This is a genomic window from Ramlibacter sp. JJN2-2R (genome assembly GCF_057747835.1).
Map to the genome: position 1 here is coordinate 140,456 of NZ_CM173226.1, position 25,440 is coordinate 165,895.

General features: G+C 73.1%; 23 protein-coding genes. 5 read left to right on the forward strand and 18 right to left on the reverse strand.

What is annotated here, in order from left to right; genetic code table 11:
* Nucleotides 1-33 precede the first annotated feature (33 nt).
* Entirely contained in the window at nucleotides 34-5,709 is a 5,676-nt protein-coding gene (locus AC3ANR_RS00790) for a beta strand repeat-containing protein (protein WP_488289972.1), read from the reverse strand.
* Nucleotides 5,710-5,950: 241 nt separating this feature from the next.
* Between AC3ANR_RS00790 and AC3ANR_RS00795 the strand changes: the two genes are divergently transcribed.
* Nucleotides 5,951-6,901, forward strand: a complete 951-nt coding sequence (locus tag AC3ANR_RS00795) for a GlcNAc-transferase family protein (protein ID WP_488289973.1) — start codon at nucleotides 5,951-5,953, stop codon at nucleotides 6,899-6,901.
* Here the strand turns inward: AC3ANR_RS00795 and AC3ANR_RS00800 are convergent.
* The 3 genes from AC3ANR_RS00800 to tsaB are packed head-to-tail and all read right to left on the reverse strand — an operon-like array spanning nucleotide 6,877 to nucleotide 8,896.
* Nucleotides 6,877-7,722 carry a uracil-DNA glycosylase gene (locus AC3ANR_RS00800; protein WP_488291856.1) on the reverse strand — a complete coding sequence of 282 codons (846 nt, stop codon included), beginning with the start codon at nucleotides 7,720-7,722 and terminating at the stop codon, nucleotides 6,877-6,879. The two genes, AC3ANR_RS00795 and AC3ANR_RS00800, sit on opposite strands and share 25 nt — an antisense overlap.
* Nucleotides 7,723-7,724: 2 nt before the next feature.
* Nucleotides 7,725-8,192, reverse strand: coding sequence for a ribosomal protein S18-alanine N-acetyltransferase (gene rimI, locus AC3ANR_RS00805; protein WP_488289974.1), 468 nt, complete (start codon nucleotides 8,190-8,192; stop codon nucleotides 7,725-7,727).
* Nucleotides 8,189-8,896: a tRNA (adenosine(37)-N6)-threonylcarbamoyltransferase complex dimerization subunit type 1 TsaB gene (gene tsaB / locus AC3ANR_RS00810; protein ID WP_488289975.1), complete on the reverse strand. Its 708-nt coding sequence runs from the start codon at nucleotides 8,894-8,896 to the stop codon at nucleotides 8,189-8,191. The genes rimI and tsaB overlap by 4 nt, the downstream gene beginning before the upstream one ends.
* Before the next feature lie 52 nt (nucleotides 8,897-8,948).
* On the opposite strand from tsaB, the gene dacB reads away from it, so the two are divergent.
* On the forward strand, nucleotides 8,949-10,331 hold the full coding sequence (gene dacB, locus AC3ANR_RS00815; RefSeq protein WP_488289976.1) for a D-alanyl-D-alanine carboxypeptidase/D-alanyl-D-alanine endopeptidase: 1,383 nt from the start codon (nucleotides 8,949-8,951) through the stop codon (nucleotides 10,329-10,331).
* Entirely contained in the window at nucleotides 10,328-10,609 is a 282-nt protein-coding gene (locus AC3ANR_RS00820; RefSeq protein ID WP_488289977.1) for a SemiSWEET transporter, read from the forward strand. Before dacB ends, AC3ANR_RS00820 begins: the two co-directional genes overlap by 4 nt.
* Nucleotides 10,610-10,660: 51 nt before the next feature.
* Here the strand turns inward: AC3ANR_RS00820 and AC3ANR_RS00825 are convergent, their stop codons facing one another.
* From AC3ANR_RS00825 to purE, 4 genes are all read right to left on the reverse strand, one after another.
* Nucleotides 10,661-11,614 (reverse strand): SGNH/GDSL hydrolase family protein, encoded by a 954-nt coding sequence (locus AC3ANR_RS00825; RefSeq protein ID WP_488289978.1) that lies wholly within the window; start codon nucleotides 11,612-11,614, stop codon nucleotides 10,661-10,663.
* Between the two features lie 74 nt (nucleotides 11,615-11,688).
* Nucleotides 11,689-12,684: an L-threonylcarbamoyladenylate synthase gene (locus AC3ANR_RS00830; RefSeq protein WP_488289979.1), complete on the reverse strand. Its 996-nt coding sequence runs from the start codon at nucleotides 12,682-12,684 to the stop codon at nucleotides 11,689-11,691.
* Between the two features lie 5 nt (nucleotides 12,685-12,689).
* Nucleotides 12,690-13,856 carry a 5-(carboxyamino)imidazole ribonucleotide synthase gene (locus AC3ANR_RS00835; RefSeq protein WP_488289980.1) on the reverse strand — a complete coding sequence of 389 codons (1,167 nt, stop codon included), beginning with the start codon at nucleotides 13,854-13,856 and terminating at the stop codon, nucleotides 12,690-12,692.
* Complete coding sequence (purE, locus tag AC3ANR_RS00840; protein ID WP_488289981.1) at nucleotides 13,853-14,347, reverse strand: 5-(carboxyamino)imidazole ribonucleotide mutase; 495 nt, start codon at nucleotides 14,345-14,347, stop codon at nucleotides 13,853-13,855. Before purE ends, AC3ANR_RS00835 begins: the two co-directional genes overlap by 4 nt.
* Nucleotides 14,348-14,393: 46 nt before the next feature.
* Here purE and trxA point away from each other — a divergent pair, with 46 nt between their 5' ends.
* Nucleotides 14,394-15,296, forward strand: coding sequence for a thioredoxin (gene trxA / locus AC3ANR_RS00845; protein WP_488289982.1), 903 nt, complete (start codon nucleotides 14,394-14,396; stop codon nucleotides 15,294-15,296).
* An 18-nt stretch (nucleotides 15,297-15,314) separates the two neighbouring features.
* On the opposite strand, the gene AC3ANR_RS00850 is transcribed toward trxA, so the two are convergent.
* The 4 genes from AC3ANR_RS00850 to pyk form a co-directional block, all read right to left on the reverse strand.
* The gene (locus tag AC3ANR_RS00850) at nucleotides 15,315-16,223 is read right to left on the reverse strand and encodes a phosphoribosylaminoimidazolesuccinocarboxamide synthase (protein WP_488289983.1); all 909 of its coding nucleotides are present in this window, start codon (nucleotides 16,221-16,223) and stop codon (nucleotides 15,315-15,317) included.
* A gap of 70 nt (nucleotides 16,224-16,293) precedes the next feature.
* Nucleotides 16,294-17,358: a class II fructose-bisphosphate aldolase gene (fba, locus tag AC3ANR_RS00855; protein WP_488289984.1), complete on the reverse strand. Its 1,065-nt coding sequence runs from the start codon at nucleotides 17,356-17,358 to the stop codon at nucleotides 16,294-16,296.
* Between the two features lie 100 nt (nucleotides 17,359-17,458).
* On the reverse strand, nucleotides 17,459-18,346 hold the full coding sequence (locus AC3ANR_RS00860; RefSeq protein ID WP_488289985.1) for an alpha/beta hydrolase: 888 nt from the start codon (nucleotides 18,344-18,346) through the stop codon (nucleotides 17,459-17,461).
* A 55-nt stretch (nucleotides 18,347-18,401) separates the two neighbouring features.
* Complete coding sequence (gene pyk / locus AC3ANR_RS00865) at nucleotides 18,402-19,835, reverse strand: pyruvate kinase (protein ID WP_488289986.1); 1,434 nt, start codon at nucleotides 19,833-19,835, stop codon at nucleotides 18,402-18,404.
* Between the two features lie 142 nt (nucleotides 19,836-19,977).
* Between pyk and AC3ANR_RS00870 the strand changes: the two genes are divergently transcribed.
* Nucleotides 19,978-21,054 (forward strand): fatty acid desaturase, encoded by a 1,077-nt coding sequence (locus tag AC3ANR_RS00870; protein WP_488289987.1) that lies wholly within the window; start codon nucleotides 19,978-19,980, stop codon nucleotides 21,052-21,054.
* Nucleotides 21,055-21,058: 4 nt separating this feature from the next.
* On the opposite strand, the gene AC3ANR_RS00875 is transcribed toward AC3ANR_RS00870, so the two are convergent.
* From AC3ANR_RS00875 to def, 6 genes are all read right to left on the reverse strand, one after another.
* Complete coding sequence (locus tag AC3ANR_RS00875; protein WP_488289988.1) at nucleotides 21,059-22,252, reverse strand: phosphoglycerate kinase; 1,194 nt, start codon at nucleotides 22,250-22,252, stop codon at nucleotides 21,059-21,061.
* Nucleotides 22,253-22,331: 79 nt separating this feature from the next.
* On the reverse strand, nucleotides 22,332-22,670 hold the full coding sequence (locus tag AC3ANR_RS00880; protein ID WP_488289989.1) for an AzlD domain-containing protein: 339 nt from the start codon (nucleotides 22,668-22,670) through the stop codon (nucleotides 22,332-22,334).
* Entirely contained in the window at nucleotides 22,667-23,404 is a 738-nt protein-coding gene (locus tag AC3ANR_RS00885) for an AzlC family ABC transporter permease (RefSeq protein ID WP_488289990.1), read from the reverse strand. Before AC3ANR_RS00885 ends, AC3ANR_RS00880 begins: the two co-directional genes overlap by 4 nt.
* Entirely contained in the window at nucleotides 23,404-24,366 is a 963-nt protein-coding gene (gene fmt, locus AC3ANR_RS00890) for a methionyl-tRNA formyltransferase (RefSeq protein ID WP_488289991.1), read from the reverse strand. Before fmt ends, AC3ANR_RS00885 begins: the two co-directional genes overlap by 1 nt.
* A 12-nt stretch (nucleotides 24,367-24,378) precedes the next feature.
* The gene (locus tag AC3ANR_RS00895) at nucleotides 24,379-24,870 is read right to left on the reverse strand and encodes a hypothetical protein (RefSeq protein ID WP_488289992.1); all 492 of its coding nucleotides are present in this window, start codon (nucleotides 24,868-24,870) and stop codon (nucleotides 24,379-24,381) included.
* Between the two features lie 8 nt (nucleotides 24,871-24,878).
* Complete coding sequence (gene def / locus AC3ANR_RS00900; RefSeq protein ID WP_488289993.1) at nucleotides 24,879-25,391, reverse strand: peptide deformylase; 513 nt, start codon at nucleotides 25,389-25,391, stop codon at nucleotides 24,879-24,881.
* Nucleotides 25,392-25,440: the final 49 nt, after the last annotated feature.

Below are 25,440 nucleotides of genomic sequence, written 5' to 3' on the forward strand. Positions count from 1 at the left end.
GGCCGCGGGGCGCGACGCGACCGCCGCGCCGCGTCAGGACGGCTTGCAGGCCGTGTCGGTCTGGACGATGTCGCCGTCCTTCCTGGTCTTCTGCTCGTCCTGCTTCTGCTTGTTTTCCTCGGTCAGCAGCAGCGTCACGAACTTGGCGACCACGTTGTCCTGCTCGGAAACGGCTTCCTGCACGGTCTCGCGCGGGACGCTGCCATCGAGCATCGCGACGATCTGGTCCACCAGCAGCGCCTCGGCAGGGGCCGGGCCCGGCGCGGGCGCCGGCGCGGGGGCAGGTGGCGGCGCAGGAACCGGTGCAGGCACCGGCGGGGCCGCGAACAGGGCCGACACCATTCCGCCACTGCTGATCTGCAGCTGAGGCGCCAGGTCGGTGGGCACCGAGACGGCGGCGAACGCGCTGCCCGAGGCCACGCTGCCGGCATCGATGACGACGTAGGTGTCGGTGGCGGCGGCCAGCACCTGGCGCGCCAGCACCGGGTCGGTCGCGGGCGGTGGCGCGGCGACGGCCACGGCGGGAATCGCATTGACCTGCAGCTGGCCGCCGAGCGTCACGTTGCCGGTGACCAGCAGCTGGTCGTGGGTCACGCCCGCGATGGGCGGCGAATTGGCCGCGATGTCGAACACCAGCTTGCCGCTGGATTGCTGCAGCAGGTCGCCGGCGATCGTGAACCGGCCCACGGGGCTGACGGCATCGCCCGGCGAGACGGTGCCGAAGTTGGACACGTTGGCCTGCAGCGTGCCGGTGCCTTCCAGCAGGCCGTTGTTGACGAAGGTGACCCCGCCGGGCGTGAAGGTGGAGAGCTCCTGGTTCCAGGTGCCCAGGCTCAGGAGCGAGCCCTCGCCCAGGCGGACCGTGCCGTTGTTCGTGAAGGGCTGCGTGTTGCGGACCCAGGCCCCGGGGGCCAGCACCAGGGATCCGCTGTTGGTCCAGCGGGCATCCACGTTCAGGGAGGTGGCCGTGGAGTCGTCCGACACCCCGAGGTCGGGGGTCGCGATCGACGGCGCGACGTAGACGCCGCCGGGCGCCGTGATCGACAGCGTGCTGGTGGCGCCCGCCGCCCCCGCTCGCAGCGGGTCGGGCGTGCCGTAGCTGTAGCTGACCGGGTCGTAGTCGACCGCCAGTCCGCCCTCGCCACCGCCGGCGAACACGCCGCCGCCCAGCGCCAGGGTGGCCGCCGGGGTCGACAGCGTGACGCTGATCGGCCCGCCCGCGCCCCCCGTGCCGCCCACCGCCAGCGAGCCGGCGGCCGGCGCGTAGCCGCCGCCGCCGCCCCGGCTGTTGAGCTCTCCCTCCAGCCGCGAGCTGCCGCTGGCGGTGATGCGGATCGCGCCCCCGGTGCCGCCCGTGCCGCCGCGCGCGGTCGAAGCGGTGCCGGTGGTCTCGCCGCCCCAGCCGCCTTCGGTGTCGAAGGACGAGCCGGAGCTGTTCATGACGGAGCCGCTGGTGACGATGCCGCCGCCGTTGGCGGCCAGCGTCAGGGTGCCGCCGTTGCCGCCGGCGCCGCCGACGCTGGCATGGCCGCCGCCCCAGCCGCCTGTCGCGTCGATGCCGACGCCGTCCAGCACCAGGTCGCCGCTGGCCAGGGTCACGCTGACCGCGCCGCCATTGCCGCCGCGGCCGCCCGTGGTCGTGCCGCCACCGCCGCCGCCGCCACGCGCGCTGAGGTAGCTCAGCCCCATCCCCGTGCCCGCGGCCAGGGTGACGTTGCCGGCATTGCCGCCGGCGCCGAAGCTCGTATCGCCGCCGGAGCTGTCGATCCAGCCCACGTCCAGCGCGGTGGCCGCGTTCAGGCCGATCGCGCCCCCGGCGCCGCCGGCACTGGTGGCGCCGTAGCCGCCGCGGGTGCTCACGCCCCCGAGCGCCGACACGCCGCCGGCGGTCGAACGGATGGTCACCGCGCCGCCCGCGCCGCCGCCACCACCGCTGCCGGCCGAGCCGCCGGACGCCGACACCGCATCGCCGTAGTAGCTGGCCGCCGCCAGGACTTCGGTCGAGCCCGTCGCCAGCGTGATGTCGCCCGCGGCGGTGACGGACACGCTGCCTGCCCGGCCGCCGCCCTGGTCGCCGTAGCCGCCGTCGGACCACAGGCCCGACTGGACCCACAGCGCATTGCCGCTGCCGCCGGCGGTGAGGGTGACGGCGCCGCCGGCACCGCCCACGCCCATGCCGCCGTCGCCGCCGGAGGCGTCCACCGCATCGACCGTCAGCGCGCCGCCGGCCGCATTGAGGCTCACCAGGCCACCGGTGCCGCCGCCCAGGCTGCCGTAGCCGCCGGACGCATACAGGCCGCCATCCAGCGTGATCGGGCCGGCCGAGGTCGTGATCCGGACGGAGCCGGCGTTGCCGCCGTTGGTCGAGTAGCCGCTGCCGCCGCCGACATCGATGCCGGAGACGACATGCACGCCGCCACCGCTGGAGGCGATGCTGACCTGGCCGCCCGTGCCGCCGCCGGCGAGGTCGCCAGAGCCGCCGTAGGCATCGACCCAGCCGCCGATCGCCACGTCCGCGCTGCCGCTGACCTGGATCGAGCCCGCGGCGCCGCCGCGGTCGCCGGAGCCGCCGGACACCGTCAGGGCGCCGGTGCTGAGCACGTTGCCCGCGCCGGCGGTGCTCAGGCGGATGGTGCCGCCGTTGCCGACCGTCGCGCCGGCCGGCGCGCTGCCGCCGCCCACGTCGATGTCGCCGACCGTCAGGCCGCCGGCCGCGGCCGCGATGCTGACGGTGGCGCCGTTGCCGCCCGCCCAGCTGCCGCGGGCGTCGATCGTCCCCAGCGCGATGGCGCCGGTGTCGCTGGTGACCGTGACGTTGCCGCCGGCCGCGCCGGTGGCGCCGTCGGCGGACGTGGCCCCGTCGGCCCAGATGTTGCCGGCCGTGACGCCGGCGCCGGCCTTGAGCAGGACGGAGCCGCCGGCCGAGGCCAGCGTGCCGACGGCGCCGCCGACGGTGTTGATGTCCAGGACGCTGATCGCGCCGGCGGCGGTGAGGTCGACGTCGCCGAGCTTGGGCAGCGCGGGGTCGTACTTGCCATAGGTGTTGATCATCGTCTCGGCACGGATGTCACCGGCCGCCGTGATCGACAGCGCGTCGGTCCACACCGTGGCCGTGCGGTCCAGCAGCACGCTGCCCGAGCCCGGCGTCGCGCTGGCGGCGTTGTTGACGATGCGCACCGGGCCGGTGCCGTACAGGCCATCGAGCTGGCTGCCCGAGGGGCTGGTGAGCGTCTTGATGGTGAGCAGGTCGGCCTGGTTGACCAGCTCGAACGACGGCGCGGACACCGCCAGCGCGTGCACGGCGTTGCCGGCGTTGGTCAGCACCGTGTTGCCGGTGCCGCTGAACGCCATCAGCTCGTTGGCGCGAATGGCGGCGCCCTGGGTGATGCCGTTGCCCGAGGCGTCCATGCCCCACGCGGACAGCACCAGCTGGTCCGCCGTCACGGCGCCGTCGAGACGGATGGTGCCGTTGCGCAGGTCGCCGTTGCCGGCCCCGATCTCCATCGGGCCCGCGGCGGTGACCGCGCGGTTGATCACCACGTCGCCGTTGTTGGCGAGCAGCTGCACCGGCCCGGTGGCCGTGATCGCGGAGCCGTTGGCGCCCAGGGTCAGCGCGCCGTTGTTCTGGTTCAGGCTCAGGGCATCGCCGGCGAAGTTGAAGGTGCCGGCGCCGGCATCGAACGCATTCGTCACTGTCAGGTTGGCCGAGCCGGTGAGGCCGAAGTTCGCGCCGGCGGCGCCCTGCGCCAGCGTGTCGGCCGAGAACGTGCCGGAGGACAGGGCCACGGTGCCGGCGTTCACGAACGTGCCCAGCTGCCACGGCGAGACGCCGCCGATGCCGCCGCCGGCGCCCGGATTGCCGTTCACCGTGCCGAGGTTCTGGAAGGTCGCGGCCGCGGCGCCGTCGTGCAGCAGCACCTGCGCATTGGTGCCGAGCGTGAGCGTGCCCTCGTTGGTCCAGGTCCTGCCGCCGTTCACCTGCGCCACCACCTGGTCGCCGGCCGTGGCGCCGCCCAGGCTGACGGACGCGCCGGCCTGGGTGGTGATCTTGCCGCCGGCGTTGAACAGCACGTCGAGCCGGCTCGCCACCGGCGCGGCGCTGGGCGCCGGCGCGGCGACCGCGTTGAAGTTCACCGTGCTGCCGGCCGCAAAGACGATGTCGTTCCACGCGTTCAGCGTCAGCGAGGCGGCGCCGCCGCTGCTGCGCGCCAGGTTCACGTTGCCCTGGAACAGGATGTCGCCGCTGCCGCTGCCCGCCGAGGTGGACTGGTCGCTGGTGGTGACGGTCACGGAGGTGCCCGCGTTCAGCGCGCTGTTCAGCGTGGAGTCGTACAGCACCGAGGCGCCGCCCGCCGAGCCCGGCGTGAAGTCCGGCCCCGGGGCGCCACCGACGTTCTCGGCCGGCGTGCCGCCCGGGTCGGCCAGGATGGTGAGGTCGTCCGGATCGAGCAGCCACGCGCCGGCCGTGCCCTGGGGCGCCGTCGCGCTCACCTTCACGCCGTTGGCGTCCAGGTAACGCTTGCCCGAGGTCTCCACGAAGCCGCCGTTGCCGCCCCTCGGGCCGGCGTTGGCCTGGATGGTGCCGTGCACCCGCGTGGTGTCGTCGGCCCACACGATCACCTTGCCGCCATCGCCGTGGTCGGTGGCATTGGCGGCAAGCGTCGCGTCCTTGTCGACGTACGTGACTTGCGCGTTGGGCAGCCGGGCGTTCTGCCCCTGCTCGTCGCCGCCGACGCGGATCTGGCCGCCGCCCGCGGCGTTGGAGGTGTCGATCGCCGCGCCGGCGAGCACGCCGACCTTGGCGCCCAGCACGTCGACGCTGCCGCCGGCGCCCTGGCGGCCCTGCGCCTGGATCGTCCCCGCGGCGAGGGCCTGGTCGGCCGCCCGCAGCACCACCCGGCCGCCTTCGGTCGTGACCGCCTGGGCCTGGATCAGGCCGCTGTGCCGCAGGGTGCCGGCGAACACGCCGACGGCATCGCCCTTCAAGGTGCCCAGGTTCACCGCCTGGTCGCCCGGGGCCTGGACTTCGAACACGATGCCTTCCAGGCCGCGGCCGGTGACTTCCACCTTCTGGCCGGCGGCCAGCACGGTGGCGCCCTGCGGGCTCTGGATCAGCGCCGAGGCACCGGCCTGCACGTTCTGCCCGATCAGGACCACGTCGCCGCTGCGCGCGAGCACCTGGCCGTCCACCTGCAGCAGCCCGCCCGCGCTGCCGTCGAAGCGCAGCCGGCCCGCCAGCGCATCGGCGTCGCTCATGCGCAGCGTCGAGGCGGTGAAGCCCGCCGTGTCGACGACCGCGCCGGCGCCCACCGTGATGCCGGCCGGGTTGACCAGCACGAGCCGCCCGTTGGAGCCCAGCGTGCCGTAGATCGCGCTCGGGTCCGCCCCGAGCACGCGGTTGATGGAGAGGCTGGCGGCGCTCGGCTGCGCGAAATAGGCGCTGCTGCCGGCCGGCACCGAGAAGCTTTGCCAGTTGATGGCGGAAAAGCCGCCGGCGCCGTTCTGCGTCGTCACCACCAGCCGGTTGCCCTGCTGGCTCAGGCTCGCGTTGCCCACGATGGCCTGTGCCCCGGTGGCCTGCGCGCGCGCGGCCAGCGGCGCGAAGCCCGCCGCGAGCGCCAGCGCGAGCAGCAGCGGCCGGTGCCCGGACGGGGCGGGCCTCGCGGCGGCCGTGCGGGGTTGGCGACGGAGAGGGGGGCGACGGGACATGGTGGGCTTCTTCTTCGGTTGCGTCGTGCGTGAGCCCCGGCCCGGGATGGCCGGACCGGCTCGGCAGACGCCCGGGAGCGCGCAACCACCGCGGCTGGCGCCTGCTCGACAGTGGGAGGACGGTAGCATACCGTTACACCCAGGCAAAGGGCCGAAGGGCCGAGGGGCACGCGCCGTGCGGCGGCAAAACGGTCGCGGTGCGGCAAAGTTCACGGCGCCCGCAACCCGCCCCCTGTCGCGCATGTCCATCTTCGTCAGCATCGCCGCCTACTGCGATCCCGTGCTTGCCTTCACGCTGGCCCGCGCGCGCGCCGCCGCCAGCCGCCCGCAGGAGCTGCACTTCGCCGTGATCGACCAGAGCCCGCAGCCGCTGCCGGCCTCGGCGACCGCCCTGCTGGCGCCGGCGCGCCTGACCTACCAGCGCATCGACCCGGTGTTCTCGCGCGGCCCCTGCTGGGCCCGGGCGCTGGCGATGGCCCTGTACGACGGCGAGGACTGGTTCCTGCAGCTGGACTCGCACATGGACTTCGACCCCGGCTGGGACGAGCGGCTGGCCGCGCAGGCGCGGGCCCTGCTGCCCGGGCGCCCCGGCGTGGTGATCTCCTCCTATCCGAATGCGTTCGTGTTCGAGGACGGCGTGCCGGTGCGCCGCGCCGTCACGGGGCAGGTGCTGGCGCACGTCGTCAAGCCCGGCGCCGGCTTCGAGCCGGGGCATCCGGTGCTCGCGTTCGAAGCCCACCCGGTCGACTCCGACCGGCCGCTGCCGGGGTTCCACCTGGGCGCCGGCTGCCTGTTCGCGCCGGGCCGGTTCGCGCTCGCGTTCCCCTACGACGCCGCGCTGTACTTCCATGGCGAGGAGCAGGCGCTCGCGGCGCGGCTGTACACGCACGGCTGGGACATCTTCCACATGCCGGGGCTGCCGATCCACCACCTGTACAACGATGGCGCCTCGGGCGCACCGGCGCGCCCGCTGCACTGGGACGAGGGGCACGACGGCGCCCGCGCCGAGAACTGGTGGGCGCTGGAGCAGCGCTCGCGCGCCCGGCTGGCCCAGGTGGTGGCGGGAGCGCCGCTGGGCGCCTACGGCCTGGGGACGCGGCGCAGCCTGCGCGAGTACGCCGACTGGTGCGGCATCGACTACGCGGCGCGCACGCTCGGCGCGCAGGCCTACCGGCCGCTGGCGCCCGCCTGAGCGGCGGCCATCAGCTCCTGCGCCAGGCACAGGTCGGACCAGGCCTTGGCCTTGTCGGCCAGGTTGCGCAGCAGGTAGGCGGGGTGGTAGGTCACCACCAGCGGCACGCCCTGGTACTGGTGGGCGCGCCCGCGCAGGCGGCCGATCGGCTCCTGGGTCTGCAGCAGCGTCTGCACCGCGAACCGGCCCATGGCCAGGATGACCCGCGGCTGCACCAGTTCGACCTGCCGGCGCAGGAACGGCTCGCACTGCGCGATCTCCTGCGGCTCCGGGTTGCGGTTGCCCGGCGGGCGGCACTTGAGCACGTTGGCGATGTAGACGTTGCTGGCGCGATCCAGGCCGATGGCGCGCAGCATGTTGTCCAGCAGCTTGCCGGCCTGGCCGACGAAGGGCTCGCCCTGCAGGTCCTCGGTCTCGCCGGGCGCCTCGCCGATCACCATCCAGTCGGCGCGCTGCGGCCCGACGCCGAACACCGTCTGGTGGCGCGTCTCGCACAGGCCGCAGGCGCGGCAGGCGGCGACGGCGGCCTGCAACTCGGGCCAGTCGAGCGCCGCCACCCCGGCGGGCCGATCGCCCGGCACGCGCGCGAGCGGCGCCCCTGCCGGCGCTGCCGGCGCGGCTGGCGGGGCCGGCTGGCTCACCGGCGCACGGGCGAGCGGCGCCTGCACCGGCGCCTGGACGGGGGCGGGGGCGGGTGCGGGCGCGGGGGCAGCCCGCGCCGGCGCCAGGTCCGCCGGCGGCGCGGCCGGCGCGGCCACCGGCGGGAGCAGGCGCAAGCCCATCTCCTGCAGCATGGCGACGCGGCGCTCGTCGAGGTCCAGGCTCACAGCTTCAGGCTCATCACGATGGCGTCCTCGCGCCGGCCCCCGAGCGCCGGGTAATACGCCTTGCGCTCGCCGACGCGGCGAAAGCCGTGGCGTTCGTAGACCGCCTGCGCGCGCTCGTTGCCCACCCGCACCTCCAGCCACAGCCACTCGGCGCCCTGCTGGCGCGACCACAGGGCCAGCGCTTCGAGCATCAGGCGGCCCCAGCCGTGGCGCTGGTGAGCCGGGGCGACGGTGATGTTCAGCAGGTGCACCTCGTCGACGCCCTTCATGGCGACGAAGTAGCCCAGCACCTGGCCGCCGGCGCACAGCAGCTGCGCCTCGTAGCCCGAGCGCAGCGAGTCGGCGAAATTGCCCGCCGTCCACGGGTGGTCGTAGGCGCTGCGCTCGATGCGCAGCACCTCGTCGATCCGGGCCTCGGTCATCGGCTCGAAGCCGGCTTCATCCACGTCCAGGACGGCGCTCATGGCGACATTCTCCCGTGCATCGCGGCGGCCCGGGCGGCTTCGCGTTCGGCCGTGGTCTGCGCCACCTTGTCGCGCACGTAGAGCGGCAGCGCCTCGTCGGCGGCGCGCGCCTCGCCGGCGGCGATCAGGGCCGGCGCCAGCCGCAGCAGCGCCGCGGCGGACGGGACGGCCTCGATCCGCTCCGCGGCCGGCAGCCGATCGCCATAGGCGGCGAACACGTTGCCGGCCAGGGGCACGCCGGGCGGCACGCGCACATCCTGCGGCGCGGCCAGCCGGATCGGCTCGCCACGGCGCCAACGCACGCCGTCGTGGCGGTAGTCGGCCACATAGACCTCGTCCATGCGCGCATCGAGCAGCGCGAGCACCTCGGCGGCGCCGGTGGCCAGGCGCGCCTGCTCGGCCACCGCCATCAGCGTTTCGACCGGCAGCACGCGCACCCCGGCGCCCAGCGCCAGTCCCTGGGCCACCGCGCATGCCGTGCGCAGCCCGGTGAAGGAGCCGGGTCCGCAGCCGAACACGATGGCATCGAGCCCGGCGAGGGTGAGGCCGGCGCGCTCGAGCAGCGCGAGGATCGCCGGGATCAGCGTCGCCGAGGACTGCGCGCCGCCGGGCGCGACGTGTGCCAGCGGCGCCTGCTGGGCGTCGCCGCGCGAGACGGCGACGCTCAGGAGGTCGGTGCTGGTGTCGAAGGCGAGGAGGTTCAAAGGGGCGCGCGCCGCGGGTGGAGGACGGATTATCGAGCCCGATAATCGCCCGATGCGTTTCCTGCTGCCGATCGTGGCCGCCCTCGTCGCCGCGGCGGCCTCGGCGCAGCCGCTGCCCGCCGAGGTGGAATCCGCCCTGGCCGCCGCCCAACTGCCGCCCGACGCGGTGACCATCGTGGTCGCCGACGTCGATCCGGCCCGGCCCGTGCGCCTGTCCCACCGCGCCGAGGCCGCGGTCAATCCGGCCTCGATCGCCAAACTGGCCACCACCGTGGCGGCCCTGGACCTGCTCGGTCCGGCCTTCGCCTGGACCACCCCGGTGCTGGCGGACGGCCCGGTGCGCGGCGGCACCCTGCGCGGCAACCTGTACATCAAGGGGCAGGGCGACCCCAAGCTGGTGGTCGAGCGCCTGTGGCTGCTGCTGCGCCGGCTGGACGCCCTGGGCGTGCACCGCATCGCCGGCGACATCGTCCTGGACCATGCCGCCTTCGAGGTGCCGGCCGCGGATGCGGGCGCGTTCGACAACGAGCCGCTGCGGCCGTACAACGCCACGCCGGACGCGCTGCTGCTGAACTACAAGTCGGTGCAGCTGGGCTTCGTGCCGCAGGCCGACGGACGCGCGCGCGTGCTGGCCGACCCGCCGCTGGACGGCGTGCGCTGGCCGGCCTCGGTGCCGCTGACCCGCGGCGAGTGCGGCGACTGGCGCGCCGGCCTGCGCGCGGACTTCTCCGATCCCGGGCGCCCGCGGCTGCGCGGCGGCTATCCGGCCGCGTGCGGCGAGCGCAGCTGGCCGCTGGCCTGGCCCGACCCGCCCGGCTACGCGGCGCGCGCGGTCGCGGGCATGTGGCGCGAGATCGGCGGGCGGCTCACGGGGACGGTGCGCGACGGCGCCACGCCGGCGGCCGCCACCGCGCTGTTCGAGGTGACGTCGCCCAGCCTCGCCGAGGTCGTGCGCGACATCAACAAGTACAGCAACAACGTCATGGCGCAGCAGCTGTTCCTCACGCTCGGCCTGCACCTGCGCGGCAGCGGCACGCGCGAGGCGGCGCGCGAGGTGCTGCGCGCATGGTGGCGCGACCGCATCGGCGGCGACGTGCCGCAGTTCGACAACGGCTCGGGCCTGTCGCGCGACGAGCGCATCACGGCGCAGCAGCTGGCCCGGCTGCTGCAGTACGCGTGGTCGTCGCCGTGGATGCCCGAGGTGATGGCCTCGCTCCCGATCGCCGGCATCGACGGCACGCTGCGCCGCGCGCGCCCGGCCGCCTCGGCCCACCTCAAGACCGGCAGCCTGCGGGACGTGCAGGGGGTGGCCGGCTACGTGGACACGCCCGGCGGCCACCGCCAGGTGCTGGTGGCGATCGCCAACCATCCGAACGCCGCCGCCATGCGCCCGGTGATCGAGGCGCTGCTGGGCTGGGCGGCGCGCGGACCATGACGGCGATCGACTGGGTCGGCTACCTGGCCGCGTTCCTCACCACCTGCAGCTTCGTGCCGCAGGCCTGGCTGACCTTCCGCACGCGCGACGTGCGCGGCATCTCGCTGGGCATGTACAGCGTGTTCGCGCTCGGGGTCGGCCTCTGGCTGGCCTACGGACTGCTGCTGGGCGCCTGGCCCATCGTGCTGGCCAACGCGATCACGCTTGCGCTGGCGCTGTCGATCCTGGCGATGAAGCTGCGCTACCGGCAGGCCGCGGCGGGCGCGCCACGGCGCTGAGGCCCAGGCAAAAGGGCCCGTCGCCGGGCCCTTTGCTTGCTCGGGTGCGAATCAGAACCGTCCGCGCAGGCGATCGGCCACGTAGTCGCCAAAGCGCGCGTGCGCGGCCGGCGTGATGTAGACCGGGTCGGCGAACAGCGTCGCCGACTCGATCAGCGCGCCATTGAGCGTCGAGGCGTTGCACAGCGCGGAGCTCACCTGGCCGGCGCCGATGCCGATGCCCACGCCCGGGTCGACCGAGGTGCAGATGACGCTGGTGACGTCAGTGAAGCCGTAGCCGGCGGGCGTGCCGGTCACCAGGTTGAAGTACAGCGCCGCGTCGACGTACAGCACGTTCGCGCCCAGGTCCACGATGGACACCAGCAGCGCGTCGTTGAACTTGTTGCTCAGCGCCTCGAGCTGTGCCGCCCGGTTGCTGCGGGCCGCCCACGGCGAGCGACCCAGGTTGTAGGTGCCGATCACGACCACGTGCTTGGCGCCCCCGTTCACCAGCCGGCGCACCTGGGCGCCGAAATCGCGCGCCGCCTGCGTGACGTTGGCGGTCGTCGCGGCGCCCGTCTGCTTGCCCGCGGCCTCGGCCGAGACCTCGGCGATGATGTCCGAGATGCCGCCGTTCAGGACGACCAGGTCGTTGGCGGCGGGGCCGCCGGCGGCCAGGAAGGAGCCCACCTGGCTGGCGATCGTGGGCGTGGCGGCGTTGCCCGCGGCATCGGGCGTGGCGGTCACGCGGGCGCTGCCGATGGCGTACGAGGTGCCGCCCTTGGCGCTGGGGGTCACTCCCAGGCCGAACCGGGCCCCCAGCTCCTGGGTCCAGTTCATGACCGTCGAATTGTTGATCGTGTACTGCACGCCACGCTGGCCGACGTCGCTGAACGCATCGCCGAACGTCACCATCCGCGTGGGGATGAACTGCGACACGGTGCTGCTGCCGCCGCCGCAGGCGGAGAGCAGGGACGAGGCGAAGGCGGCCGCCAGCAGTGCGCGGCGCAACCGTGGGAAACGCATGGGGAGTTCTCCGAAAAGCGGTGCCTAGTGTAACGAGCAGGCGCGGACGGCCGGCGCGCAGGCCCGCGGCGCGATCAGGCGGCGGCCGCGCGCTGCAGGCGATCGCGCACGCCGTCCCAGGCCGCGTCGGCGGGCGGCGCCTCGACCCAGATCAGGCGCACGCCCTGGGCATCGAACTCGCGCAGCACGGCGAACAGCTGGCGCGCGGTCTCGCGCGCGTCGTCCGGCATCCGCCGCCGCAGCACGCCGGCGGACGGGGTCTGCACGATGGCGCGTGACCAGACGGCGATGTGCGCCGCCTGCGGACCGAGCAGGTCCAGCGCCGTCTGCAGCCCCCTGGCGTCCATCAGGCGCACCTTGGCACGCGGTGCGTAATGCGCCTCCAGCGTGCCCGAGGCGCGCGGCGCGGCCCGCCCGACGTCCTGCGGCTGCGCGAGCGGCTGGCCCATCGCCGCCTCGATGCGCGGGGCGTCCAGCACGCCCGGGCGCAGCAGCACCGGCCGGCCGCGCGAGCAGTCGACGATGGCCGACTCGATGCCGACGTCGCAGGCGCCGCCGTCCAGCACCAGCAGCGCGTCGCCGAACTCCGAGGCGACGTGGCCGGCGGTCGTGGGGCTGACGCGTCCGAACAGGTTGGCGCTGGGGCCGGCGAGGCCGAACACCGGTGGCTGCGCTGCCGCGCAGGCGCGCAGCAACGCCTGCGCGGCCGGGTGCGCCGGGCAGCGCACCCCGACCGTGTCCTGGCCGCCGGCGGCGACCTCGGCGACCCCGGCGCGCCGCGGCAGGATCAGCGTCAGCGGGCCGGGCCAGAACGCGTCCATCAGGCGGCGCGCGAAGGGCGGCACCTCGCTCGCGAAGCGGTCGGCGCCCGGCGCATCGGGCACGTGCACGATCAGTGGATGGTCGGCCGGCCGCCCCTTGGCGCGGAAGATGCCGGCGACCGCCTCGCCGTTGCAGGCATCGGCGCCCAGCCCGTACACCGTCTCGGTCGGGAACGCCACCAGCCCGCCGGCCTGCAGCGTGCGGACGGCCTCCTCGAGGGCCGCGGGGTCGCGGGCGTCGCGGCGCATGGGGTTCAGAACGGCTCGAGGCCGAGCAGTTCGCAGGCGCGCCGGGCGGCGGCGCGGGCGCCGTCCTGGTCGGCCGCGGTGAGGGTCAGGTGGCCCATCTTGCGGCCGGGCCGCGCGACCGGCTTGCCGTACAGGTGCAGGTGCGCGCCCGGCAGCGCCAGCACGGCGTCCCAGGCCGGGGTGCGCTCCTGCCCGTTCGCGAACCACAGGTCGCCCAGCAGGTTGAGCATGACGGCCGCGCTGTGCTGGCGCGGCTGCACCAGCGGCAGGGCCGCGAGCGTGCGCACCTGCAGCTCGAATTGCGACACGTCGGCCGCGTCGATGCTCCAGTGGCCGCTGTTGTGCGGGCGCGGGGCCATCTCGTTGACCACCAGCGAGCCGTCCTGCAGCACGAAGAATTCGACGCACAGCACGCCGACATAGTCCAGCCCCGCGGCGACCGCACGCGTGGCTTCGATGGCGCGCGCGGCCACTGGGGCGGGCACGACCCCGGCGCCGACCTCGGTCACGGCCAGGATGCCACCGCGGTGCAGGTTGCGCTGCACGGGCAGGTGGACCATGGCGCCGTCGGCGCCGCGCGCGACGACCACCGAGCACTCGAAGGCGAGCGGCAGCAGCCGCTCGAGCACGCAGGGCACGCGCCGCAGGTCGTCCCAGGCGGCGGCGAGCTCGGCGCGCGTGGCCACGCGCGCCTGGCCCTTGCCGTCGTAGCCGAGGCGGGCGGTCTTCAGGATGCCGGGCAGCAGGGCGTCGCCGACGGCGGCGAGCTGCTCGGGCGTCTCGATGACGGCGTGCGGCGCGCAGGGCACGCCGCAGCGGGTGAAGTGCGCCTTCTCGCGCGCACGGTCCTGGGCGATGGCGACCGCGTCCGCGCCTGGGGCGACGGGGCGCTCGGCCGCGAGTTGCGCCAGGGCCTGGGCCGGCACGTTCTCGAATTCGGTGGTGATCGCCGCGGCCACGCGGGCGAGCTGCCCGAGCCCCGCCGGGTCGAGGTAGTCGGTGCGCACATGCTCGTGGCTGACCCGCCCCGCCGGGCTGTCGGCGTCCGGGTCGAGCACGGCGGTGAAGTAGCCCATCTGCTGCGCGGCGTGCACGAACATGCGGCCGAGCTGGCCGCCGCCGAGCACGCCCAGCGTGCTGCCGGGCAGGAGCGGTGCGCGCGCGGAACTCATGCGGCGGGCGGCAGGGTCATGCCGCGGGCCGCCTCCGTTTGCCGGGCCCGGAACGCATCGAGCCGCGCGCGCAGCCCGGCGTCCTCGCCGGCCAGCATGGCGACCGCGAACAGCGCGGCATTGGCCGCGCCCGCCTCGCCGATGGCGAAGGTGGCCACGGGCACGCCCTTGGGCATCTGCACGATGCTGTGCAGCGAGTCGACCCCCTGCAGGTGGCGGCTGGCCACCGGCACGCCCAGCACCGGCACCGTCGTCTTGGCCGCCAGCATGCCCGGCAGGTGGGCGGCACCGCCGGCGCCGGCAATGATGGCCTTGAGGCCCCGGCCGGCGGCCTGCTCGGCGTAGGCGAACATGTCGTCGGGCATGCGGTGCGCCGAGACCACCCGCGCCTCATGCGGGATGCCGAATTCCTGGAGAATCTGCACTGCGTGCTGCAAGGTCGCCCAGTCGCTGCTGGATCCCATCACCACGCCGACCTGAACGGGGGGCATTGCGCGCTCCTAAAGCAGGAATTTTAAGGTTACGAGTCCCACACCCATGATCGACGTCACCCTGGAGAACTTCGAGAGCGAAGTCATTGCCGCCTCCATGAGCCAGCCCGTGCTGGTGGATTTCTGGGCCACCTGGTGCGGCCCCTGCAAGGTGATCGGCCCGATCCTGGAGAAGCTGGAGACCGAATACGCCGGCCGCTTCAAGCTGGTGAAGATCGATTCCGACCAGGAGCAGCAGCTGGCGGCGGCGTTCGGCATCCGCAGCATCCCCACCTGCATCCTGCTGATGAACGGCCAGCCGGTCGACGGCTTCATGGGCGCGCAGCCCGAAGGCAAGGTGCGCCAGTTCCTGGACAAGCACCTGCCGCCCGCCGGCGAAGGCGAGGACGACGACGAGCAGGCGCTGGTCGAGGAAGGTCCGCTGGACGACCAGGCACAGCTGGAGAAGCTGCAGCACGCGGTGGCCGCCAACCCGGCCGACGACGAGGCCCGCTTCGACTACGTCAAGGCGCTGCTGCTGGCCGGCCGCGCCGACGACGCCCGCACCGCGTTCGCGCCGCTGGCCGGCAAGGCCGCGGGCGTGCGGCGCTTCGAGTCGCTGCAGCGCGTGATCGAGGCCAGCGACTTCGCGGCCCGGCAGGGCGCCGCGGCGCAGGCCGTCGCGGGCTTCGATGCGCAGATCGCGGCCAACCGGCGCGATTTCGACGCCCGCTTCGGCAAGGCCCGCGTGCTGGCCGGCCAGCGCCGCTGGACCGAGTCGATGGACGAGCTGCTGGAGATCCTGATGCGCGACAAGGCGTGGAACGAGGACGCCGCGCGCAAGACCTACATCGCGATCCTGGACGTGATCGAGCCGCCCAAGCCCAAGGTGGCCGAAGGCCAGATCCCGCCCGACGACCCGGTCGTGGCGACGTATCGCCGGCGGCTGTCGAGCGTCGTGCTCAGCTGAGGCGCGGCCTTTCGGCCCTCAGGCCGTCAGCCGCTCCAGCGCCTCGCGGTACTTGGCCGCCGTCTTCTCCACCACCTCGTGCGGTAGGCGCGGCGCGGGCGGCGTCTTGTCCCAGGGCTTGCCGTTGATGCGCACCTGCTCGAGCCAGTCGCGCACGAACTGCTTGTCGAAGCTGGGCGGGTTCTCGCCGCGCTCGAACGCGGCCTGGTAGCCCTCGACCGGCCAGTAGCGCGACGAGTCGGGCGTGAGCACCTCGTCCATCAGCACCAGCTGGCCCGCCTGGTCGAGGCCGAACTCGAACTTGGTGTCGGCGATGATCATGCCCTTGGCCAGCGCGATCCTGGCGGCCTCCTCATAAAGCGCGATGCTGATGTCGCGGATGCGCCCCGCCAGTTCCGCACCGATCATCTGCACCGTCTTGTCGAAGGTGATGTTCTCGTCGTGCTCGCCGGCCTCGGCCTTGGCCGCCGGCGTGTAGATCGGCTGCGGCAGCCGGCTCGCGTTCTTCAGGCCCGGCGGCAGGGGCACGCCGCACACCGACTGGCTCTCCTGGTATTCCTTCCAGCCGCTGCCGGCCAGGTAGCCGCGCACCACCGCCTCGACGGGGATGGGCTTCAGGCGCTTGACCAGCATGGAGCGGTCGACCACCTGCGCCACTTCGGCCGAGGTGACCACGCTCTCGGGCAGCTCGCCGGTGAGGTGGTTGGGGCACAGGTGCGCCAGCTTGCCGAACCAGTACAGCGCCATGTGCGTCAGCAGCTCGCCCTTGCCCGGGATCGGCTCGCCCATGATGACGTCGAAGGCGGACAGCCGGTCGGTGGCGACCATCAGGATGCGGTCGTTGCCGACCGCGTAGTTGTCGCGCACCTTGCCGCGCGCCAGCAGCGGCAGCGAGGTGAGCGAGGAGGTGTGCAGGGCGGTGGTCATGGTGCGGTTCGCCAAAGAAAAACGGCCCGCGGGAAGGCGGGCCGGTCATTATCGCAAGCGGCGCCCGCGATCAGTTGACGGTCTGGGCGAGCTCGCCGCGCTCGTACTTCTGCGCCACGGCCTGCAGCGTCTGACCCTTGATCCTGGCGGCCTGGCCCTCGCAGCCGAACTCGATGTAGCGCTGCTTGCAGATCTGCCTGGCGGCCTCGCGCGCGGGCTTGAGCCACTCGCGGGCATCGAACTTCTCCGGGTTCTCGGCCATGAACTTGCGCACCGCGCCGGTCATCGCGAGGCGAATGTCGGTGTCGATGTTGATCTTGCGCACGCCGTGCTTGATGGCTTCCTGGATCTCCTCGACCGGCACGCCGTAGGTCTCCTTCATCTGGCCGCCGTACTGGCGGATGATGGCCAGCAGGTCCTGCGGCACCGACGAGGAGCCGTGCATCACCAGGTGCGTGTTCGGGATGCGGCGGTGGATCTCCTTGATGCGGTCGATCGCCAGGATGTCGCCGGTGGGCTTGCGGGTGAACTTGTAGGCGCCGTGGCTGGTGCCGATGGCGATGGCCAGCGCGTCCAGCTGCGTCTTCTTGACGAAGTCGGCCGCCTGCTCGGGATCGGTCAGCAGCTGCTCGCGCGTCATGGTCGAGTCGGTGCCGTGGCCGTCCTCCTTGTCGCCCTTCATCGTCTCCAGCGACCCCAGGCAGCCCAGCTCGCCCTCGACGGTGACGCCCAGCTTGTGCGCCATGTCGACCACCTTGCGGGTGACGTCCACGTTGTACTCGTAGCTGGCGATGGTCTTGCCGTCGGCCTCGAGCGAGCCGTCCATCATCACCGACGAGAAGCCCAGCTTGATGGCGCCGGCGCAGATCTCGGGGCTCTGGCCGTGGTCCTGGTGCATCACCAGCGGGATCTCGGGATAGGCCTCGAGCGCCGCCTGGATCAGGTGCTTGATGAAGGGCTCGCCGGCGTACTTGCGGGCGCCCGCGCTGGCCTGCAGGATCACCGGCGCGCCGGTCTCCCGGGCCGCTTCCATCACGGCCTGCACCTGCTCGAGGTTGTTGACGTTGAAGGCCGGGATGCCATAGCCGTTCTCGGCGGCATGGTCCAGCAGTTCGCGCATGGAAACGAGGGGCATGGTGCAGTCCTGGATGGTGAAGAAACCGGGGTGCCGCAGCGGCCGCGGGACCACTCGGCTGACTGCGGGAATTCTACCGGCGGGGTCCCGCGCCGTGGGCTCAGGCGCGGCCGTGGGCCGGCTCGCGCACGAAGGCCAGGACCTCCTCGCGCACCGGCGCCAGCCACTGCAGGGGCCGCGCGATCGCGCCGAGCGCCGTGGCATGGTTGAGCTGCTCGAACAACCGCAGGCGCACCGGCACGCCCGCGGCCTGCAGCCGCTCCGCCAGGCCGACCGTGCTGCGCTGCGGGTTCACCACCGTGTCCCGGCCGCCGGCCAGCAGCAGCGCGGGCCGCGCCGCCGCGGAAACGTGCTCGATCGGCTGGCTGTCGGCGGGCGTGCGGGGCCAGTCGAACGCGACCTGCGTCTGCGGGTCGCCGATCGGCAGGAAGTCGTACGGCCCGGCGATGCCGATCCAGCCGGCCAGCCGCTGCGGCTGCAGCCCGTGCGCGCCGAGCCAGCGCGGGTCCAGGGCCAGCATGGCGGCGTTGTAGGCGCCCGCACTGTGGCCCATGGCGAACAGCTGGCGCGGATCGGCACCGAGGGACGCGGCGTGGTCCGCGCACCAGCGCAGGGCCGCCGCGCAGTCCGAGAGGATGTCGCGCCAGCGCACCTGCGGGCTCAGCCGGTAGTCGGCCACCACGCAGGCGATGCCCTGGGAGGCGAGCGCCTCGCCGACGAAGCGATAGTCGGCGCGATCGCCGTGCGTCCAGCTGCCGCCATAGAAGAACGCGACCAGCGGGACGGGCGCGCCGGCTCGCAGCGGCAGGTAGGTGTCCAGGCGCTGGCGCGGGTGGGCGCCGTAGGCGATGCCGGCGTCGCCCCGGTAGCTGTCGTCCGGCACGAGCGCGTCGAGCGCGCGCGTGGCCGAGCAGCCGCCCAGCAGGGCCGTCGCCGCGGCCAGCAGGCCGGCGCGCCGCGTCATGCCGGCGCAGGAAGGATCGTGCATGCGCGAAGGACGCAATGCGCCGCCCGGGTTCGTCGCGCCGGTGGCAGGGCCGCCGTCAGGCGACGCGGCAGACCTTGAGCATGTTGGTGCCACCGGGCGCCCCCATCGGCTCGCCGCAGGTGATGGCGTAGATGTCGCCCGAGGCGACGATGCCGCGGCGCTTGAGGTGCGCCTCGGCGTCGCCCAGCGCGGTGTCGCGCTCGGCGCTCTGGTCCATCAGCAGCGGCCGCACGTTGCGGTACAGCGCCATCTTGCGCTGCGTCTCCAGCTTGGGCGTGAGCGCATAGATCGGGATGTGGATGCGATGCCGGCTCATCCACAGCGGCGTGGAGCCCGAATCGGTGAGCGCCACGATCGCCTTGCACCCGAGGTGGTAGGCCGTGAACAGCGCGCCCATGGCGATGGACTGGTCGATGCGCGAGAAGCTCATGCCGCTGAAGTCCGCATCGAGCCGCACGTCCTCGGCCATCTCGGCCTCGGCACAGATGTTGGCCATCTCGATGATGGTCTCCAGCGGGTACTTGCCGGCCGCGGTCTCGGCGCTGAGCATCACGGCGTCGGTGCCGTCCAGCACCGCGTTGGCGACGTCGCTCACCTCGGCGCGCGTGGGCACCGGGTTGGTGATCATCGACTCCATCATCTGGGTGGCGGTGATCACCAGCTTGTCGCACTGGCGCGCCAGCCGGATCATCTTCTTTTGCAGCGCGGGCACGGCCGCATTGCCGACCTCGACCGCGAGGTCGCCGCGCGCGACCATGATGCCGTCGCTGGCGCGCAGGATGGACTCGAGGTTGGGGATTGCCTCGGCGCGCTCGATCTTGGCGATCAGGCCCGGCTTGTGCCGGTAATCCGCGCCGGCGACGTTGCACAGCTGGCGCGCCATCTCCATGTCGGTGGCGGTCTTGGGAAAGCTCACGGCCACGTAGTCGGCCTGGAAGCTCATGGCGGTGCGGATGTCCTCCATGTCCTTGGCCGTCAGCGCCGGCGCGGTGAGGCCGCCGCCCTGCTTGTTGATGCCCTTGTTGTTGGACAGCACGCCCCCGAGCTTGACGGTGGTGCGCACCTGCTCGCCGCGCACCTCGTCGACGGTCAGCACGATCAGGCCGTCATTGAGCAGCAGCACGTCGCCGGTGCGCACGTCGCGCGGCAGCTCCTTGTAGTCCAGGCCGACGCCGTGGATGTCGCCCGGCTCGGCGCGCGAGGCGTCCAGCACGAACTTCATGCCCGGCTCCAGCGTCACCTTGCCGTCGGCGAACTTGCCGACGCGGATCTTGGGCCCCTGCAGGTCGGCCATGATGGCGACCTCGCGGCCGGCCTTCTGCGCCGCCTCGCGAACGAGCATGGCGCGGTCGATGTGGTCCTGCGCCTTGCCGTGGCTGAAATTCAGGCGCACGACGTTGACGCCCGCGCGGATCATCTGTTCGAGGAGCTTGGGGTCGCTGGAGGCGGGGCCGAGGGTGGCGACGATCTTGGTGGCACGACGGGCCATGGGTTTCCTGTGGGTTGAGAGCGCTTTTTCGCCATTCTCACATGGCGCGTGGTGTTGACCCAGATCAGGTCCGCACGCCGGCGCCCGGCCTAGCATCGACCGTTTTTTTCCGCGAACGCGAACGCTGTCCCCGCTCACTCCCATGGACGAATCCCTCCCGCTGCCCCCCGAAGCCCCGCTGCCGCACCGCAAGGTGCTGCGGCAATGGCTGCTGCCCCTGTCGGCCAAGACGACCGGCCGCGCCCTGCTGCTGCTCGTGGCCGACTACCTGCTGCTGCTGGCCGCGCTGGCCGGCACGGTCCTGCTGCAGGCCTGGTGGGCCAAGCTCGCCTGCGGCCTGGCCGCGGGCTTCGTGACCGGCCGCCTGTTCATCATCGGCCACGACGCCTGCCACCAGAGCCTCACGCCCCGGCGCACGTTGAACAAGTGGATCGGCCGCATCGCGTTCCTGCCCTCGCTCACGCCCTACAGCCTGTGGGACGTGGGGCACAATGTGGTGCACCACGGCTACACCAACCTCAAGGGCATGGACTTCGTGTGGGCGCCCTGCACGCGCGAGGAATTCGCCGCGCTGCCGCCGGCGCAGCGCGCGCTGGACCGCATCTACCGCAGCGGCTGGGCGCCGGGGCTGTACTACATGGTGGAGATCTGGTGGAAGCGCATGTTCTTCCCCAACCGCCGGCTCATGCCCACGCGCCGCGCCGTGTTCCTGTGGGACAACCTGCTGGTCAGCGCCTTCGCCCTCGCCTGGGCCGGCGCGCTGGCGGCGATCGCCGCGGCCACCGGGCAATCGGTGGCGCTGCTATTGGCCACCGGCCTGGTGGCGCCGTTCCTGTTCTGGTGCGCCATGATCGGCTTCGTGGTCTACGTGCACCACACGCACACGGCCGTGTCCTGGCACGAGGAGCGCAGCCAGTGGTCCGCCGCGCAGCCGTTCGTCTCGACGACCGTGCACCTGACGTTCCCGCTGGCGATCGGCACGCTGATGCACCACATCATGGAGCACACCGCGCACCACGTGGACATGGGCATCCCGCTGTACCGCCTGAAGCAGGCGCAGGCCCGGCTGGAGGAGATGCTGCCCGGGCGCATCGTGATCCAGCGCTTTTCCTGGCGCTGGTACTTCGACACCGCCCGGCGCTGCAAGCTGTACGACTTCGGCCGCCGCTGCTGGACCGACTACGCCGGCCGGGCGACGAGCCAGCCGCAGCCGGCCTGAGCGCTCAACCCGCGGCGCGCCTGGCCAGGATCTCGAAGGCCGGCAGCGTCTTGCCTTCCAGCACCTCGAGGAAGGCGCCGCCGCCCGTGGAGATGTAGCCGACGTCCTTCTCGATGCCGTACTTGGCGATCGCGGCCAGCGTGTCGCCGCCGCCAGCGATGCTGAACGCGCCGGAGTCGGCGATCGCGCGCGCGATGGTCTCGGTGCCATGGGCGAAGGCGTCGAATTCGAACACCCCCACCGGACCGTTCCACACGATGGTGCCGGCCGCCTTGAGCTGCTCGGCCAGGCGGCGCGCGGTCTCGGGACCGATGTCCAGGATCAGGTCGTCGTCGGCCACCTCGCTGGCGCGCTTGACGGTGGCCGGCGCGTCGGCGGCGAACGCCTTGGCGGTCACGACGTCGGTGGGGATCGGCACCTCGGCGCCGCGCGCCTTCATCGCCTCGATCACCGCCTTGGCCTCGCCCACCAGGTCGGCCTCGGCGAGCGACTTGCCGATCTTCAGCCCCGCGGCCAGCATGAAGGTGTTGGCGATCCCGCCGCCCACGATCAGCTGGTCGACGTTCCTGGCCAGCGACTCCAGGATGGTCAGCTTGGTGGACACCTTGGAGCCGGCGACGATGGCCGCCAGCGGCCGCTTCGGATTGGCCAGCGCCTTGCTGATGGCGTCGATCTCGGCGGCCAGCAGCGGCCCGGCGCAGGCCACCTTGGCGTACTGCGCGATGCCGTAGGTGGACGCTTCGGCGCGGTGCGCGGTGCCGAACGCGTCGTGCACGAAGATGTCGCACAGCGCGGCCATCTTGCGCGCCAGCTGCGGGTCGTTCTTCTTCTCGCCCTTGTTGAGGCGGCAGTTCTCCAGCAGCACGACCTGGCCGGGCTGCACGTCGACGCCGTCGACCCAGTCGGACTTCAGCGGCACCTCGCGGCCGAGCAGCTCGGACAGGCGCTGCGCCACCGGGGCGAGCGAGTCCTCGGGCTTGAACTCGCCCTCGGTGGGACGGCCCAGGTGCGACGTCACCATCACGGCCGCGCCGGCGTCCAGGGCCAGCCGGATGCAGGGGATGGAGGCGCGGATGCGGGTGTCTTCCGTGATGCGGCCCTGCTCGTCCTGCGGCACGTTGAGGTCGGCACGGATGAACACGCGTTGGCCGGCGGCGCGGCCCTGGGCACAGAGGTCGGAAAAGCGGAGGACGTTCATGGATGGCAGCGCGTCGAGGACGGGAGCGGGGATTGTAGGCAGCGCCTGCGCGCCCAGGGCCCTGCCTGGCCCGCTCGCGCTACCAGCCCAGGCCCAGGTGCAGCGGCAGGTACACCGCCATGCCGCCCAGCATCGTGATCAGGACGCTGCGGCGCGCGAAGAAGAGCAGCGCGCCGGCCAGCGCGGCGTAGCAGCGCGCGTCCAGCCAGGGCGTGGTGAGCGTGCCCTGGGTGAGCACGACCTCCGGCACCACCACGCCCGCCAGCGCGGCCACCGGCGCGTAGTGGAGCGCGCGTTCGGCCCAGGCCGGCAGCGACCACGGCCTGTCGAGGATGAAGAAGAAGCAGCGGCTGAGCACCGTGACGCCCGCCAGGCCGGCGATCACGCCCAGGGTCCAGAAGTCGGTCGCGCCGTTCATGCCGGCTCCTTGGCGGCTCCCGGCGCGCGCCGGCCTTCCAGCCAGAAGCAGGCCGCCACCGCGGCGCCGATCGCCACCACGATGTTGAGCTTGAGCGGCAGGGCGTAGGCGGCGACCGCGACCACGCCGGCCACGCCCGCGGCCAGCAGGCGCAACCGCGAGTTCGCCAGCGAGCACAGGATGCCCACCAGGCACAGCACGCCGGCGAAGCCCAGCCCCCAGGCGCTCGGGATCGCGTGGCCCAGGGCGATGCCCAGCAGGCTCGCGCCCATCCATGCGCACCAGGTCATGCCGTAATTGCCGGCCAGGTAGGCCTCCTGGGCGCGCCGGCCCGCCGCATCGGACGCCGGCTCCGCGTAGCGCGCCGTGAAGAGCGCGTAGGTGAGGTCCGCCGTCAGGTAGCCGTTGAGCAGGCGCCGCCAGCGCGGCATGTGCATCAGGTAATTGCGCAGGTGCAGGCTGAAGACGACGAAGCGCAGGTTCACGCAGAAGCCGGTGGCCCACACCACCCAGGCCGGCGCGCCGGCCACGATGAGCGGGATGGCCGCCAGCTGCGAGCTGCCGGCATAGACGAACAAGGTCATCGCCACCGCCTCGACGACGCTCATGCCGGACTTGACCATCGCCACCCCGGTCATCAGGCCCCAGGCGGCGAGGCCGGGCGCGACCGGGGCGCTCGCGCGCACGCCCTGCAGGAATTCCGGTTGCCGGCGGACGGAGGCGAGCAGGAACATCAGCCGGCGCCGAACCGCTGGCCGGCCTGCAGCGGCCAGCCGCGCAGCACCTCTCCCGCGGGCAGTCGCTTGCCGCCGGGCCGCTGCAGTTCCACCAGGCGCAGCACGCCCTCCCCGGTGGCGACGTCGATGCCCGCCGCGCCGATCGCCACGATCGTGCCCGGCGCCGCGCCGTCCGCTGCGCCGGACACCAATTCGCCACGCCAGAGTTTCAGGACCTCGCCCCCGAGGACGGTGCTGGCGCCCGGGAACGGATCGAAGGCCCGCATGCGGCGCTCGATGGCCGCCGCCGGCTGCGACCAGTCGACCTGCGCCTCGGCCTTCTCGATCTTGTGCGCGTAGGTGACGCCCTCGGCCGGCTGCGGCGTGCGGTGCAGTCCGTCCCGCGCGCCCAGCTCGAGGGCTTCGACGATCAGGCGGCCGCCGAGCACGGCGAGCCGGTCGTGCAGCGAGCCGGCGGTGTCCGCGGGCCCGATCGGCACGCGCTCGACCAGCAGCATGTCGCCGGTGTCCAGCCCGGCATCCATCTGCATGATGGTGATGCCGGTCTGGGCGTCGCCCGCTTCGATGGCGCGATGGATCGGGGCCGCGCCGCGCCACCGGGGCAGCAGCGAGGCGTGGATGTTGAGGCAGCCCCGGCGCGGGGCGTCGAGCACCCACTGCGGCAGCAGCAGCCCGTAGGCAGCCACCACCATCGCGTCGGCCTGCGCGGCCTCGATGGCGGTGCGCGCCTGCGCGGCGTCGTCCGGGAACTTGCCGTCCAGGCGCAGGCTGCGCGGTTGCGCGACCGCCATGCCGTGGGCCTGCGCGAACTGCTTGACCGGCGAGGCCTGCAGCTTCATGCCGCGGCCGGCGGGCCGGTCGGGCTGCGTCAGCACGAGCGGGATGTCGAAGCCGGCGCCGTGCAGGCGCTCCAGCGCGACGCGTGCGAACTCGGGCGTGCCCGCGAAGATCAGCCGCATGGGGTCGGGGCCTCAGAGCCTGTCGGCGGGCGTGTTGATGAACTCCATCCCGGGGTGCGCCCGCCGCACCACGTTGCCCTGGTCCAGGTAGACCCAATAGAACATGTCGCTGCGATCGAGGTCCTGCCACCGGTAGGTGAGGATGATCCCGTTCCAGCTGCCCACCTGCTCGATCATGGCGGGCGGGCCGAACTCGCGCTCGACGTCCTCGCGCGTCCACTGGCCCGGCACGATGCGGTGGAAGTCGGTGGCGTTGAGCACCTGCCGCGCGCGCGTCACGCGGCCGGCCGCGTCCAGGTCGACCATCCAGGCGAAGCGGCCGAAGGGTTGCAACGAGTACTGCAGGCGTTCGCCGCCGGGGATGGCGACCACGCGCGTCGGCGGGCCCAGGCGCGCCAGCACGTCCTGGCGCGCCGTGCCCGGCTGCAGGCCCGCCGCGTTGAACGGGTTCGCCGCGCAGGCAGCCAGCACCAGCGCGAGAGCGAGGGTGGCGAGCCGGCGCATGGCGTGCGTCAGGCGCGCACCGCGTCGCGGCGCGTCTTGAGCATCTTGGTCTTGATGCGATTGCGCTTGAGCGGCGAGAGGTACTCGACGAACACCTTGCCCAGCAGGTGGTCCATCTCGTGCTGGATGCACACCGCCAGCAACCCCTCGGCCTCGAGGGTGCGCGACTGGCCCTGCTCGTCGAGGGCGGTGACGCGCACGGCGGTCGAGCGCTCCACGCCGTCGTAGATGCCGGGCACCGACAGGCAGCCTTCCTCGTTGACCACCCGCTCCTCGCTGGCCCAGACGATCTCGGGGTTGATCAGCACCATCGGCTGGTCGCGCTGCTCGGACACGTCGATGACGATCACGCGCTCGTGCGCGTCCACCTGGGTGGCGGCCAGGCCGATGCCGTGGGCGTCGTACATGGTCTCGAGCATGTCGGCCACGAGCTGGCGGACGCGCGCGTCCACCGCCTGCACGGGACGGGCCACGGTGTGCAGGCGCGGATCGGGATAGCAAAGAATGGGGAGGAGGGCCATGGGATTCGGACCGGGATGGCCGCCATGGTGGGCCGCCGGGTGTCGCTAT

What these genes read in the sequence shown, in the direction of transcription:
- AC3ANR_RS00790 (WP_488289972.1), bottom strand. Translation starts at nt 5,709, where the DNA reads ATGTCCCGTCGCCCCCCTCTCCGTCGCCAACCCCGCACGGCCGCCGCG.
- AC3ANR_RS00795 (WP_488289973.1), top strand. Translation starts at nt 5,951, where the DNA reads ATGTCCATCTTCGTCAGCATCGCCGCCTACTGCGATCCCGTGCTTGCC.
- rimI (WP_488289974.1), bottom strand. Translation starts at nt 8,192, where the DNA reads ATGAGCGCCGTCCTGGACGTGGATGAAGCCGGCTTCGAGCCGATGACC.
- dacB (WP_488289976.1), top strand. Translation starts at nt 8,949, where the DNA reads ATGCGTTTCCTGCTGCCGATCGTGGCCGCCCTCGTCGCCGCGGCGGCC.
- AC3ANR_RS00820 (WP_488289977.1), top strand. Translation starts at nt 10,328, where the DNA reads ATGACGGCGATCGACTGGGTCGGCTACCTGGCCGCGTTCCTCACCACC.
- AC3ANR_RS00825 (WP_488289978.1), bottom strand. Translation starts at nt 11,614, where the DNA reads ATGCGTTTCCCACGGTTGCGCCGCGCACTGCTGGCGGCCGCCTTCGCC.
- AC3ANR_RS00830 (WP_488289979.1), bottom strand. Translation starts at nt 12,684, where the DNA reads ATGCGCCGCGACGCCCGCGACCCCGCGGCCCTCGAGGAGGCCGTCCGC.
- AC3ANR_RS00835 (WP_488289980.1), bottom strand. Translation starts at nt 13,856, where the DNA reads ATGAGTTCCGCGCGCGCACCGCTCCTGCCCGGCAGCACGCTGGGCGTG.
- purE (WP_488289981.1), bottom strand. Translation starts at nt 14,347, where the DNA reads ATGCCCCCCGTTCAGGTCGGCGTGGTGATGGGATCCAGCAGCGACTGG.
- trxA (WP_488289982.1), top strand. Translation starts at nt 14,394, where the DNA reads ATGATCGACGTCACCCTGGAGAACTTCGAGAGCGAAGTCATTGCCGCC.
- AC3ANR_RS00850 (WP_488289983.1), bottom strand. Translation starts at nt 16,223, where the DNA reads ATGACCACCGCCCTGCACACCTCCTCGCTCACCTCGCTGCCGCTGCTG.
- fba (WP_488289984.1), bottom strand. Translation starts at nt 17,358, where the DNA reads ATGCCCCTCGTTTCCATGCGCGAACTGCTGGACCATGCCGCCGAGAAC.
- AC3ANR_RS00860 (WP_488289985.1), bottom strand. Translation starts at nt 18,346, where the DNA reads ATGCACGATCCTTCCTGCGCCGGCATGACGCGGCGCGCCGGCCTGCTG.
- pyk (WP_488289986.1), bottom strand. Translation starts at nt 19,835, where the DNA reads ATGGCCCGTCGTGCCACCAAGATCGTCGCCACCCTCGGCCCCGCCTCC.
- AC3ANR_RS00870 (WP_488289987.1), top strand. Translation starts at nt 19,978, where the DNA reads ATGGACGAATCCCTCCCGCTGCCCCCCGAAGCCCCGCTGCCGCACCGC.
- AC3ANR_RS00875 (WP_488289988.1), bottom strand. Translation starts at nt 22,252, where the DNA reads ATGAACGTCCTCCGCTTTTCCGACCTCTGTGCCCAGGGCCGCGCCGCC.
- AC3ANR_RS00880 (WP_488289989.1), bottom strand. Translation starts at nt 22,670, where the DNA reads ATGAACGGCGCGACCGACTTCTGGACCCTGGGCGTGATCGCCGGCCTG.
- AC3ANR_RS00885 (WP_488289990.1), bottom strand. Translation starts at nt 23,404, where the DNA reads ATGTTCCTGCTCGCCTCCGTCCGCCGGCAACCGGAATTCCTGCAGGGC.
- fmt (WP_488289991.1), bottom strand. Translation starts at nt 24,366, where the DNA reads ATGCGGCTGATCTTCGCGGGCACGCCCGAGTTCGCACGCGTCGCGCTG.
- AC3ANR_RS00895 (WP_488289992.1), bottom strand. Translation starts at nt 24,870, where the DNA reads ATGCGCCGGCTCGCCACCCTCGCTCTCGCGCTGGTGCTGGCTGCCTGC.
- def (WP_488289993.1), bottom strand. Translation starts at nt 25,391, where the DNA reads ATGGCCCTCCTCCCCATTCTTTGCTATCCCGATCCGCGCCTGCACACC.